Here is a 14060-nt window from a genome sequence, read left to right on the forward strand (position 1 = left end):
ATTCAATTGAACTCTTAGTAATGAAACTAATTGTTCTTGGATTTTGGATTTCCTGACTATGATTTATGATTAAAATCTATGACACCATGTCTCGTGATTTGCGAGAATTTGTCCCGATTGAGGACGGTAAGGTCAAGATGTATGTTTGTGGGCCAACTGTGTACAACTATATCCACGTGGGGAATGCCCGCTCAACAGTGGCTTTTGATACGGTTCGTCGCTATTTTGAGTACCGTGGGTATGAGGTTGCCTATATTTCCAATTTTACAGATGTAGATGATAAGATTATCAACCGTGCCAAGGAAGAGGGCATCACGCCTCAGGAGGTTGCGGACAAGTACATCACTGCCTTTCGTGAGGATGTGACAGCCTTGGGCGTCAAACCTGCGACCCGCCATCCGCGTGTGGTGGAGTTTATGGCTGACATCATCCGCTTTGTGGAAGATTTGATTGAAAAAGGCTTTGCCTACGAGAGTCAAGGAGATGTCTATTTCCGTGTGGAAAAATCTCACAACTATGCCAAATTGGCTAATAAGACCTTGGAAGACTTGGAGCTGGGTGCTTCAGGTCGTACCGATGAAGAAACAGCTCGCAAGGAAAATCCTGTAGACTTTGCCCTATGGAAATCTGCCAAACCAGGCGAGATTTCTTGGGACAGTCCTTGGGGACCTGGTCGTCCGGGCTGGCATATCGAGTGTTCGGTTATGTCAACAGAGATTTTGGGCGATACTATTGATATTCACGGTGGTGGAGCTGACCTAGAGTTTCCTCACCACACCAATGAAATTGCCCAATCTGAAGCTAAAACAGGCAAGACTTTTGCTAACTACTGGATGCACAATGGCTTTGTCAATATTGACAATGTCAAGATGTCTAAGTCCTTGGGCAACTTTATCACAGTCCATGATGCTCTTAAAACTCTTGATGGGCAAGTACTTCGTTTCTTCTTTGCGACCCAGCACTACCGTAAACCAATCAACTTTACAGAAAAGGCAGTGCATGATGCAGAGACTAATCTCAAGTATCTGAAGAACACTTATGAGCAACCATTTACAGGAAATGTGGACGCCCAAGAGTTACAAACCTTTAAAGATAAGTTTGTAGCGGTTATGGATGAGGATTTCAACTCTGCTAATGGTATTACAGTAGTCTTTGAAATGGCCAAATGGATTAACTCAGGTAACTATGATGCAAGTGTTAAGGAAGCTCTTGCGGCTATGTTAGAGGTCTTTGGAATTGTCTTTATTGAGGAAGTTTTGGATGCAGAGATTGAAGCCTTGATTCAAAAACGTCAAGAAGCGCGTGCTAATCGTGACTTTGCGACAGCAGACCAGATCCGTGACCAATTGGCTGCTCAAGGGATTAAGCTCCTTGACACCAAAGATGGAGTGAGGTGGACACGTGATTGATGTCAATCTCATTAACGGGATTGCGTTAGCTTTTGAGGGGGATGCGGTGTATTCTATGTATATTCGCCGTCACCTCATCCTCAAAGGAATGACCAAACCCAATAAACTCCACCAAGAAGCGACCAAGTATGTCTCAGCCAAGGCTCAGGCTCGCCTGATTTCCCTCATGTTGGAGGAGCAAGTCCTAACGGGAAAAGAAGAAGAAATCTACAAACGTGGTCGCAATACCAATAGTCACACCAAAGCTAAAAATGCTGATGTGGTGACTTACCGTATGTCCACAGGTTTTGAAGCCGTGATAGGCTATCTTCATATGACTGAAAATATGGAGCGCCTCGAAACCTTAATTTCTTGGTGCATCCAAAAAGTGGAGGGATAGGACATGATGGCAAAAGAACTACAAGACTGGTTTCCTGAAGCTCAGATTTCAGACCAGCCAGTAAAGAGAGAGGGCTATCTCACGCTCCCTTTAGCTTCTCAGCAGTGGATTTTGCTGGAGGAAACTGGGCTCAGCGAGCGTGAAAAGCAGTTGATTTCTCTTTTGACCCAGCAGGAGCAGGCTCGTTCGCTCAATCCTTGGTATTCCTATCTGATTGAGGGGAAGGGACAGGCACCACAAGCTTTTAAAAAGATTCAGTTGGTTTATTGTCATCTTTCCTATTTCCAACAGGAAAATCTAGCTTCTTGGCTAGATATGATGCGGACTCTTTTTCCCAACTGTCAGACAGTGCTTCAGGTCGGAGCTCAGGATTATGTTTTCGTGCTGCAACAAGACAAATACACCTCTGTACGAGCTATTTTAAGTGATACGATTGAAGCGGTTGAGTATGACTTTGGACTGCGTCTCTCTATCATGTTGGGTCAGGTTTGGTCTCAGACGGGGCATCAAGCCCTATCAGACTTGATTAAAGCGGAGCGGGATTTATTTAAGACTTGGTGGCGTCAGGGTCATCAAGGTGTTCATACTTTTTCTCAGCTCTATCTTTGGAGTATGGGAGAAAGACTCGTGGACTTGAGAGTAATCAAGGAATGTCTACACCAGATGATTTTGGATCAAGATCAGATTCAGGAAATCATCCTCTCTCTTTGGGAAAATAGTGCTGTTCTCACTAAAACAGCCCAGAAACTCTATCTGCACCGCAATTCTCTCCAATACAAGATTGATAAATGGGAAGAGTTGACAGGGCTTCAGTTGAAAGAGTTGACCGACCTGACCTTGTGTTATCAATTGATTTTAGGTTCTTTGTCAACTATAGTTGGTTTGTAAAGAAGTTAATATTTGGAGAAGAGGATTGCCATCTTCTCCATTTTTATGTGCAGAGTTATAGTGGATTGATGCTGGGAAAGTACACTGTGACTGCTAAAACATTCCTAGAACTTGCTTTGATTTTCCTAATCTATTCATGTAAAATTTATGTTATTTCACTATAGTTGTTTGATTTTTGTTTAGTATTAGAAGATTGAAAATCAATGAATAAATCTACCAGCAGATGACTCAAAACGTCCTTTTGAAGCTGTAGGCAAGGCAAAGTTGACGTAGTTTGAAGAGGTTTTCGCATAGTAGGAACATCCAATTTTGGTGTGTTTACTTATGGAGTTTTTCCTAGTGATACTTATATTTAGACACAAAACTATAGCTTGAGAGCTAGTCATTTTCAGATAAGATTTAACTCTTCCTAATACTGGGTTTTGTTTGCTTTTCAGAGTCCTTTTCTACTAGAAACTGGGATGTATCCTATTTATAGGAGTAATCGCTAGAAATATGGTAGAATCAAAAAAAGAATCAGCTGCTTTTTTATGTAAATTTCAACCTGTGAAGTCTAAAAATTTTTAACTTTCTCCTTTCTTTTCCGAATAAATAGATAGTAGCAGTGAATCTAGCAAACCTAGATTAAAAAATGTGCTATAATAGAAGGAGGAAAAGGATGATTCTAAGACATCCGGGCATCAGCCCAACCAACGATTTGGTTGCTAAGAAAATCTTTAGTAATCCAGAAATCACTTGTCAATTTATTCGCGATATGCTGGACTTGCCAGCAAAAAATGTGACGATTTTGGAGGGAAGTAATATTCATGTCTTGCCCTCCCTGCCTTACTCAGCGCAGGATTTTTATACCAGTATAGACGTCTTGGCGGAGTTGGATAATGGAACCCAAGTAATCATTGAAATTCAGGTACATCATCAGAATTTTTTCATCAATCGCCTGTGGGCTTACCTTTGCAGTCAGGTCAATCAAAACCTAGAAAAAATTCGCCAACGTGAAGGTGATACTCACCAGAGCTATAAACACATCGCACCAGTATACGCTATCGCAATTGTAGATAGCAATTATTTCTCAGATGACCTGGCTTTTCATAGCTTTAGCATGCGAGAGGACACTACAGGTGAGGTTTTAACCATCACCAATAACGGTCAAGAAAACCATCTGGTTAAGATGGCGTTCTTGGAATTAAAAAAATACAGAGAAACCAGCAAAGATAGCATTCGCAAACCGTGGTTGGAGTTTTTCGGTAACAAACCCTTTACCCAGCACCCCGAGCGAGCCATCAGCCAAGCAGATCAACTGCTGGACTACAAAAGCTGGTCCGAGGAGGACAGGAAAATGTTTAGCCAACTACGTATGCGTGAAGAACAAGCCTTGTTAGCGCAGGACTATGCCTTGGAACAAGCGGAGGAAAAGGGCTTAGAACGTGGTCTTGAACGTGGTCGGGCAGAGGGTTTAGAGCGTGGTCGAGCTGAGGGGATTGAACAAGGTATCGAAAAAGGTTTAGAACAAGGACTTGAACGTGGGAAAGTTGAAGGAAGTTTGTCTATGCTACTAAATCTGGTTCGTCAAGGTCTTCTGACACCTGAGGTTGCCAGCCAGCAGTTGGGAATGACTGTCTCTGAGTTTGAAGAATTATTAAAAGACCATCATAAATAAGAACTAAAAAAATACAGAGAAACCAGCAAAGATAGCATTCGCAAGCCGTGGTTGGAGTTTTTCGGGAATAAACCCTTTACCCAGCACCCCGAGCGAGCCATCAGCCAGGCAGACCAACTGCTGGACTACAAGAGCTGGTCCGAGGAGGACAGGAGAATGTTTAGTGAACAACGCAGACGCGAAGAACAAGCCTTGTTAGCGCATGACTATGCCTTGGAACAAGCTGAGGAAAAAGGGTTGGAACGTGGTCGTGCAGAGGGTTTAGAACGTGGACGAGCTGAGGGAGTTGAACAGGGATTGGAGCGCGGGAAAGTTGAAGGAAGGGAAGAAGGAAAACTTTTTGCCTTTCTGGATATGGTTCGTCAAGGTCTTCTAACACCTGAGGTTGCGAGTGAGCAATCAGGCATGACCGTGGCTGAGTTTGAGGCACTATTGAAAGAGCATCATAAATAAGAACTAAAAAATACAGAGAAACCAGCAAGGATAGCGTTCGCAAGCCGTGGTTGGAGTTTTTTGGTAATAAGCCCTTTACTCAGGAACCCGAGCGAGCCATCAGCCAAGCAGATCAACTGCTGGACTACAAGAGCTGGTCCGAGGAGGACAGGAAGATGTTTAGTCAACTACGTATGCGAGAAGAACAAGCCTTGTTGGCACAGGACTATGCCTTGGAAACAGCTAGGGCGGAAGGTATCGAACAAGGACTTGAACGCGGGAAAGCTGAAGGAAGTTTGTCTATGCTACTAAATCTCGTTCGTCAATGTCTTCTAACATCTGAAGTTGCCAGTCAACAGTTGGGGATAACCGTCGCTGAGTTTGAGGCGCTTTTGTAAGTTAGGGGATGTATCTAGCTTTTCTCTTAAAATCTTATCAGAGTGCTAGGAAACTTACATTATATTTCACGATTTTCAGCAGAAGCATTCTGCTGATTTTATATAGAAAAAATGGCGGATTTTATCTTTCTATAGATAGGGTCTGTTTTTTATTTATATTAAATTTAAAATATTATCCATAATAAGGTTGATAGATAAGGGTGTGCATATATATATATATATATAATCGCGAGAAAATGCTATTATATCGGCTTTTTTGTTACTTTTTTAACGTCTCCACGAGACTGCTAAAAACTTCGCGTTTTGCTGTTCAAATTTGCGAAAATAGGATATAATAATACTATCTCGGAATTTGTCTTTTGACAAGTGTGGGAATAAAAAGAAACATATCCTTTCTTTAAATACCTAAAATATTTAAGGGGGGGGTATTTTTTGGTACCTCCAGAAAGGGAAAACGAGAGGTAAGATAATGAGAAAATCATATCGTGATGATAATGGTGAAAAAATTTACCGTTACTCAATAAGGAAATATCATTTTGGGGCTGCTAGTGTTGCAGTGGCGGCTCTGATGTTCTTTGCGAATGGGGTGCAAGCGCAGGCCCCTGCAGTGTCTCCGGTAACAGCTAGTGATGTAGTTGCTGGACCTTCTGGAAATTCAGATGGGGATCCACAGGATTCAGATGAGGAGAATCCGGAGAAAACGGCAGTAGTTGAACAGCCAGTTGATCTCAAATCAGCAGGAGAATCTAGCGCTCCAGAAGCTAAAGCTGAAGAAGGAAGTCAAGAAGAATCAGAAGCTGAAGTTAAAAGTCCTCAGCCCGAGACTAAGATAGACGATAAAGAAGAAGCTCCTCAGGTGGCGAAGGAAAAAGATCAGGAAGTATCAGCGCCAGTAGCTGACACAAGTGCAGCCAAATCGACACAAAGCACCCTAGAAGCTTTGTTGGCAAATCTGACCCTAGACTCCATGAAGGCTCTCCACATAGAAGTCGAAGAAGGTCTCGCAAAGGCTAAGGCGGTCTTAGAGAATCCAAAAGCAACGCAAGCACAGGTTGATGAGCAAGTCAAACTCATGGAAGACCTGACTCGTCGGGTCAGGGAAGCTTTGTCACCTCAAGTTTCAACTCCTCCAGTCTTAGAAAAAGCAGGTCTGACAAACACTACGCTGGCTGCTCCAGAGGGGACTGTACTAACTCCAAAGGAAGCTGTTACAAAAGTCCTAGAGAAGAATCCTGTAGCATCAACTAATGGAGAAGTTAGGACTCCATCAACTAAACTTTCAAAGTCAGAAGTTAGTGATAATCAGAATAAAGAAAAATTAAAAGCGATTTCGAAAGATTTGTCTGCCTATTTGATACAGGCAAATGAAATCACACGTCCTGAGACTAAGAAACTTTTAGAAGGAGTAGAAGAAATTGTTAAATCAATTGAAGCTAGTGTATTACAACCTCAGTTAACACCAGCTGAAATTGAAGAACTCCTCAAAAAAGGAAAGCAAGCTGAGAAGAAACTTGCCTTAGCACTTACTCGTGAAAAATCAGGAAAACGTGATTTGCGAAATGGAAGTAGAATGGCGCGAGGTGCTGATTTTAGAGCTAATCCGACTGGCCCTGATACAAAAAGGGCGTATATTGTTCAAAACGAGGATGGTTCAGGGTTGCCTGCTGAGACTTATTTGTATGCGATGGAAAGAGGGATTAATTCGAATCCAGACTCTGATAATGTAGTTCCAGTAAGAGATGTTCTAGGCAGAGCAAAAATGTTAGTTAAAAACAATGGGAACGGTAAATATACATGGACTGTAACTTTTAATGGGAGTAATCAAGGGGGTACAAATGATTTTTATTGGTTTACTCTTCCTGAAGGTCATAAAATCACAAAATCTTTGGCGATTACAAGAATATATGGTGGACGTAATTTCTCAATAGGGGGGGATGATTTTAATAATGAATGGAGAAGCGATGGGAAGTTAAAAACTGTCATAGGAGAGGGAAAAAGAGCTGTCCACGGTTCTGCTAAAGGTCCATTTGACTTTAATACAAAATTCAACAGTCTTAGAGATGTAACGAATTCACTTATTAATCCAAAAGTAGTAGGTAATAGTCCTTATGATACTGAAGATCCTGCTAATTATAGTAATAAAGACAAGTATTACTACTTGGGAGAATTGTCTCATAAATTCATCCCGAAAGGAATCCCTGGAACAGCGGTGCCTAATGATGTTCGTGAAAAAGCAGCCAGAAACATAGAGGGCATGCATAAAAATACTGAACATTTGTATCACTTTACTTCAGATAATGGCACTATAACTATTACTTACGAAACTCAGACGGAAAAACCATACGCCCCTCTATACTATGCAGCTGGGATGAGAACAATAGAACATAACGTTGCAAAAATGTACTTCATGGCGAGAGGGTTACAAGAAAAGCCGAATGCTCCGACAGTTACACCTAATAATGAGGGGACAGTAACAGTAACTCCTTATTCTGGCCAAAATCAAAACGTGGATATGGTAGGAATCTCTTATAGGAATCAAGATAATGAAGAGAAAACGATAACCCTAACACGTAACCCTAAAGATGGAACGTGGACTAGTAGTGGGGATGGTAAGGATGGAATTCAAATCAATGGGAATTCATTCTCAGTAAAAGCAGGGTATGCTAAAGCTGGAACAGAAGTTAGTGCCATATCTTACTTTGGGAATAGTGATGCTAGTGATAGACATAAAGCGACTGTGCCAACAGACACACAACCTCCTGTAGTCCGTATAAATGGTGTTACATTGCCTGAAACTAGCCCGTCAGATGCTATCTATACAGTAACTCAAGGTGAGCTATTTGCACCAAATTTAGAAGCTTTCGATAATACAGGAAAGATTACTAAATTTGAAATCGGAGGAGGTTCTCTTCCAACAGGAGTTAGTTTGTCGAACAATGTATCATCTACAGCTAACTATACTGAAACTAGTCCATATCGCCCTACATTTACAGGAAATGTTCCTAATAATTTTACTCCTGGATCGTATACACGTACTATCACGGTGAATGATGGGAAAACAGGCGATAAAACCTATCATTTCAAATACAAAGTTCTTCCTAAGGCGCCAATGGTTACTACGGAAACAAAATACAATGGAACTTTAGTGTCGACTGACCGTAGCATTTCAGGAACGGGTCATCCAGGTGCGACGATTACAGTAACATTGCAGAATGGAACAACGGGAACAACAACTGTTGGGCCAAATGGTCAGTGGACTTATCGCTTAAAAGATTCCGAAATGTTGACGCAAAATGACAAACAAGATGCGACTACAAAATCTGAGAACCCAGTGAAGATTAAACAATCCTTGAATGAAGCGGAATCAGCTGAAACGAGAGTTGACGTCAAATTAGCTAGAGCAATCTCTATTAATACACCGGTTCAAGCAGGGCGTGATATTACCGTTAAGATCCCTCATGATGCTGGATTATTCTATGTACAGGTAAAAAGAGATAATCGAACGGTATACCAATATGATATAAAAAAAGTAGATGGAAATTGGAAACTAATAGGGACAGGAAATGCTCAACATACTGATTTAATAGTACAGGATGGTAATACCGTTTCTGAAAAAATATTGACCTTCCGTATTAAGGATAAAAAGAATAATATTCCGTTTACGCTTGCTGCAAATGATGATGTAACAATGAGGGTACATTATGATAATGATGCTGGAAATCCATCTGATCCGGCTAATGAAAATGGTGGGTGGGTTACTGCTGCCAAACCAACCAATATTAATCCAACCATCAATGTAAATGAACCAAATAGACATAATTACACAGCTGATGGTAGCCTGACAATAGCAGGATTGAAAGGTCTTGTGACAGCAACAGACCAAGAAGATGATGCAAACAAAACAGTAGGTCGTACTGCTAAAGAAAACTTGACTGTGACAGTTAAACAAGGAAATCAAAATATTGATTTATCTGGTAATAACTATCTTAAAAAAGGTACTTATACATTAACGTATGAAACAAGAGATGCGGCAGGTGTAAGTGTAACAAAAGAACATACCATTACAGTTTCATCACTTGCAGAATCAAAAGGAGCATCTATTATTTATCCAGCTGATGCAGCTAAAGTAGTTTATGGAAATAGTGGTGTTGAAAATGGTAACTTTAAACAAGCAACAAAACAAAGCTTTGCAGATAAGTTAAAAGAAGTGAATCGTAGCAATAACTCGCTTCCAACAATCAATGGCACAAGTGTCACATTCGCACCAGGTGCAACAGATGATAAGACAAAAGTTGTAGTAGCTAGATTCCCAGACGGTTCAACATTAGATATTCCACATGGTAAGGTAGCTAAACCAGAAGCACCGACTGTAACACCAAAAGGAGCATATGCGGCTTCATTAGACTCAACAGAACGTAGCATTTCAGGAACAGGTATTGCAGGAGCAACTGTTAAGATTACGTTACAAAATAATAAAGAAGTTACAACAACAGTAGGAACTGACGGGAATTGGAAGTATGACTTAAAGGCTGATGAAGTATTAACTCAAAATGTATTAACGGATAATACGAGTGGTTATAAGAGCAATCCTGTAGTCGTTAAACAAGAGTTTGACGGTGTAGCATCTGGCGAAACAAGAAAAAATGTTTTGATTGGATTCCCTACTTTAGAAAATAGTGTTGCTGCGGGTCGTGATATTAACTTTACGTTACCTAAAGATGTAGGGTTAGCTTATCTTCAACTGAATAATAATAGTAATGAAGAAATAGCAGTAAAAAAAGTAAACGGAACATGGCAAATCGATGGACGCTTTAAGGATAAATTAACCTTAGAAACAGATAATCAATCGAATCCTTCAATTACGAAATTCCATATTAGTGTTAAAGACCCTAAAACGGAATCAAATATTCCTTTCAGATTACAAGCTGGAGAAAATAAACTTCGCTTACGTATGCACAAAGCGGATGCTGCAGGAAATTCAGTTGGAAATTCTTCACAAATTTATGTAGGTGAAAATCAGACACGTGCTGATTGGGTACGTGCAAATGTAACCAATACAAAACCAACAATCACAAATAAAGTTGACAGTAAAGACACGTATGTAGCTAGTGACAAATTAACAAGAGCGAAACTTTTGGAATTAATGGTTGCCACAGATGTTGAGGATGATAATAATAAAACTGTAGGTCAAACGGCTAACCAAAAATTAACAGTGACTTCTATTACTAAAGACGGTAAAGCCTTCAATCTTAATGATACTGATTATCTGAAAAAAGGTAGCTATGTAGTAACGTACGGTACAAGTGATGCTGCTGGAACAGCTGCGGATTCTGTCACACGTACGATTGTAGTTAAGTCAATTGCAGATGTTACGACAATTAATTTAACTCAAAAAGAGCCTTTCAATGCGTCAGATGTTGCGGATAATGGTTTCACAGATGCTGTAAGAGGCAGATTTGTTGAAAAAATTAAACAACAAAATCAAAACTTGCCAACAACTGCTCGAGTAGAGAAAATGACGGATGCCGGTTTTGGAAACGTAGCTAAGATTACTTTTGAAGATGATTCTTACAAAGTTGTAACAGGAACAGAAATTGCAGTGCCAGTAGCGCCAACGTTTACAGGTTCGAGAGAATTTGGAAATGACTTAGGTTCGATAGAGAGAAGAATTGCAGGAACAGGTATTCCAGGAGCAACTGTCAAGATTGCGCTACAAAATAATAAAGAAGTAACAACGAGAGTAGGTGCAAACGGAAATTGGGAATATGAACTTCGAAATGATGAATTATTAACTCAAAATGAGAAACAAGATGCGAAGACAAAAGCGGCTAAAGGTGTTTCAATTAAACAAGAAATAAGTGGAATGACTTCGGCTTCAACGCTTGTTAAGGTTCGTTTAGGAGAAGCCAAATTTGAAGAAACTCCAGTTCAAGCAGGACGTGATATTGTTGTTCGTGTACCGCATGATGCTAGCCGTTTCTATGTCATCATTGCAAGTAAAGACGGAAGTAAGTATCAGTATGGAATTAACAAAACGGATAATGGATGGCAAGTAGAAGAACAACATCAACCTTCAGGAAGTAGCACATTTACAGCTACTGGAAAAACAACAACTGACTTTACGGAAGAAAGAAGTACAAATCCAGCTGAGAAAGTATTTAAATTACACATTAAAGATACTCATACAAAAAATGATATTCCGTTCACTATTCCTTCGTCTAATAATAGTGTAATTGCTCGTGTTCACTATGATAATGAGGCAAATAATCCTTCTGGTGATTATGCAAGAGCAACAGCAACGAATACCTTACCAACAATAGATAAAAAACCAGATACTAAAGAGGTTTATCATGCTGATGGGACTTTAACTTTAGCTGCATTGAAAAATCTTGTTACTGTAAGCGATGCAGAGGATACCCCAGCTCAAGGACAGCCAAAAACTGTTGGAGAAGGAACTTTAACTGTAAGTATTCAAAAAGATGGGGAAACTATAACGTTAGGAAATAATGACTATCTAAAAGAAGGAACTTATACAATTACGTATAGTGCTGTTGATGCTGCAGGAAATTACAATAATCAGGGAAATGTTCAGGCGGTTACAAAACAAATTACAGTAACGGTAAAATCTCTTAAAAATGTTTATGAAAGTGGGATTAAAAACACATCTGTTGTGTTGCAAAAAGACGATATTCAAAATGGTGAATTAACACAAGCTGCAAAACAAAAGTTAGTAACAGAATTACAAAAAGTCAATACTCAATTGCCAACCAATACAATAATAACAGTAAGTAAAGGAAATGATGTTAATAATACTGTTGAAGTGACCTACTCTGATGGTACAAAAACGCAAATGCCATTAAATAGATTGGCAACTATTAATAGACCAACAATTAATGGAACGTTGACAGATGCTGATCGCACGGTATCAGGTACAAGTTTACCGAATGCGACAGTAACACTTACTTTACAAAATGATAATAGCATTACTACTACAGCTAATAGCAATGGTGAGTGGAGTGTTAGTTTACAAAATGGACAATATCTTCGAAAAAATGACGCTTCGAACACAAAAACATTAAATGTAAAACAAACATTTAAAAATCTGGAGAGCGGAATAACATCTGCAAATATTGCAGAAGGAAGAACATTCGAAGGACTTTCGTTGAAGTATCTTGCAGGAAGTTCTGTAACAATTTCGCCTACAACTGCATTAGTATATAAAGAACAAAATAATAAAAAATCTTTACCGAATTACTTAACGGTTGAATGGAAAACTGCTCCAAACACAACAACAGTAGGTGATAGCACTGCAACATTAGTTGTGAAAGAAAAAAATGTTGATAATACAACTACGAAACTAACAGAAGTAACTGTACCTGTTACAGTATATCCAACAGCTGTGGCGAAACAAAGTTCATTCCCAACTGTATCAGAAAAAGATCATAATCCAACAGATGGTGTGAAACCTACAACTCCACTACCACAAGGAAAGGACGCAGCAAATTATATTCAATTTAAAAATGAAAATAATGGAAATATAAATAAACCTGATGATGTGACAGTTGGATGGGAAAGCAAGCCGGTTACTACTACTCCAAATCCTAATCAAACTGGACGTGTTAAAATTACATATACAATCACAAATGCTGACGGACAAGAGGTTAGCAATAGTGAGTATGTTGATGTAAAAGTCCCTGTTTTACACGTTACACCGATAAAGACAGAAGTAGTTGCGACGTTTGGAGGAAACTTTGAAAGTACATCTAACAATTCTTCTACATATTATAATCATAATGGTAATGATAGTTGGACTTCTTCAGTTTGGAAATCTTCATCTAATAACTACTATTCAGAGTATGCAACATATACTAGAAGCGCTGATAAACAAAAAGCAAATTACCTAGGAAAAGTTAAAGATAGAATCCGAGCTTATGTTTCGGATACAAAATCTCAGAATTGGAATCTGTATGAGGAATTTGATGTAACGTTTACTGTTAAACCAATAACGCCGACAGTAGAAGGTGCTACAACCAGTGCAACAAGCTTGACAGTAAACAACGTGAATAGTGGAACAACTGTAGAGCTTTACGATGTAACTGACACCACTAAAGATCCTGTTAAGATTGGTGAAAAAGTAGTGGCTAAAGAAGGCAACTACGATAAGAAAGATAATATTTCAGTTCCGTTAACTCAAGGTCAAACTCTTGCTGCAGGTAGAAAAATTATCGCCAAAGTTGTGTATACTTCCGGTAACGATAAAACAGAATCTGATGACAGTTCAGAAGTCGTTATTAAACATCCGAAACCAGCAGAGTTGACGTCAACGACGAAAATGAATGGTGAAACAGAAATCAATATACCGACTGATGCTGATGAAGTAATGTTTAGTATTTCGAAAGATAATGGATCTGCGACTAAAGTGGTAGCGAAAAAATCAGAAAATTGGTCATTATCGAATGGACTTATATCAAAATCTCCAGATAACACATGGAAATTTGGCTCTCATGAAGATGGAACATACACAATAACAGCGGTAGCTACAGCTGGAAATGGTGAAACGAAGAGTGATGAAACTACAACAGTAATCACATCAAACTCACATAAAGTTACAAAAGTAGACATCGTTAAGAAACCAACAGACACCTTGAGTGGCGAAGACCTTCATACGAATACGGGAGTTGTCGGAATCACAGTAGGAAGTGAAGAGAAAGACTATGCGTCATCGAACATTCACTCAGTGACTTCAAAAGAAGCATTACCAGCCTTAACAGCAGGAAGCACCAAAGATATTCCAGTCACGATTACTTACACTGACGGAAGTAGCGAAGACACGACTGTTAAGTTGAAAGTAACCAAAGCTGCGCCAACCGCACCAACGGTAGGACAATGGCAAAACG

Annotated in this window: 5 protein-coding genes and 2 pseudogenes; all 7 read left to right on the forward strand. The window is 39.6% G+C overall.

What is annotated here, in order from left to right:
- The first annotated feature begins 65 nt into the window (after positions 1 to 65).
- On the forward strand, positions 66 to 1409 hold the full coding sequence (gene cysS / locus HT711_RS02820) for a cysteine--tRNA ligase (protein WP_164226397.1): 1344 nt from the start codon (positions 66 to 68) through the stop codon (positions 1407 to 1409).
- Positions 1402 to 1788 carry a Mini-ribonuclease 3 gene (locus HT711_RS02825; protein ID WP_164226396.1) on the forward strand — a complete coding sequence of 129 codons (387 nt, stop codon included), beginning with the start codon at positions 1402 to 1404 and terminating at the stop codon, positions 1786 to 1788. The genes cysS and HT711_RS02825 overlap by 8 nt, the downstream gene beginning before the upstream one ends.
- A 3-nt stretch (positions 1789 to 1791) precedes the next feature.
- A complete protein-coding gene (locus HT711_RS02830) occupies positions 1792 to 2676 on the forward strand; it encodes a PucR family transcriptional regulator (RefSeq protein ID WP_164226395.1) in 885 nt (294 codons plus the stop codon).
- Between the two features lie 658 nt (positions 2677 to 3334).
- On the forward strand, positions 3335 to 4333 hold the full coding sequence (locus tag HT711_RS02835) for an Rpn family recombination-promoting nuclease/putative transposase (RefSeq protein ID WP_173249723.1): 999 nt from the start codon (positions 3335 to 3337) through the stop codon (positions 4331 to 4333).
- Positions 4334 to 4786 (forward strand): annotated as a pseudogene (locus tag HT711_RS02840) (hypothetical protein); the annotation flags it as partial.
- Between the two features lie 5 nt (positions 4787 to 4791).
- Positions 4792 to 5163: pseudogene (locus HT711_RS02845) on the forward strand (hypothetical protein); the annotation flags it as partial.
- Positions 5164 to 5632: 469 nt separating this feature from the next.
- Positions 5633 to 14060 (forward strand): YSIRK-type signal peptide-containing protein (locus HT711_RS02850; RefSeq protein ID WP_173249725.1); only part of this gene is annotated, 8428 nt, incomplete at its 3' end.

This window comes from Streptococcus sp. 1032 (assembly GCF_013277015.1).
In the GTDB taxonomy this organism is placed as follows: Bacteria; Bacillota; Bacilli; order Lactobacillales; family Streptococcaceae; genus Streptococcus.

Coding starts and splice junctions, on each gene's coding strand:
- HT711_RS02830 (WP_164226395.1), top strand. CDS start 1,792: ATGATGGCAAAAGAACTACAAGACTGGTTTCCTGAAGCTCAGATTTCA.
- cysS (WP_164226397.1), top strand. CDS start 66: ATGATTAAAATCTATGACACCATGTCTCGTGATTTGCGAGAATTTGTC.
- HT711_RS02835 (WP_173249723.1), top strand. CDS start 3,335: ATGATTCTAAGACATCCGGGCATCAGCCCAACCAACGATTTGGTTGCT.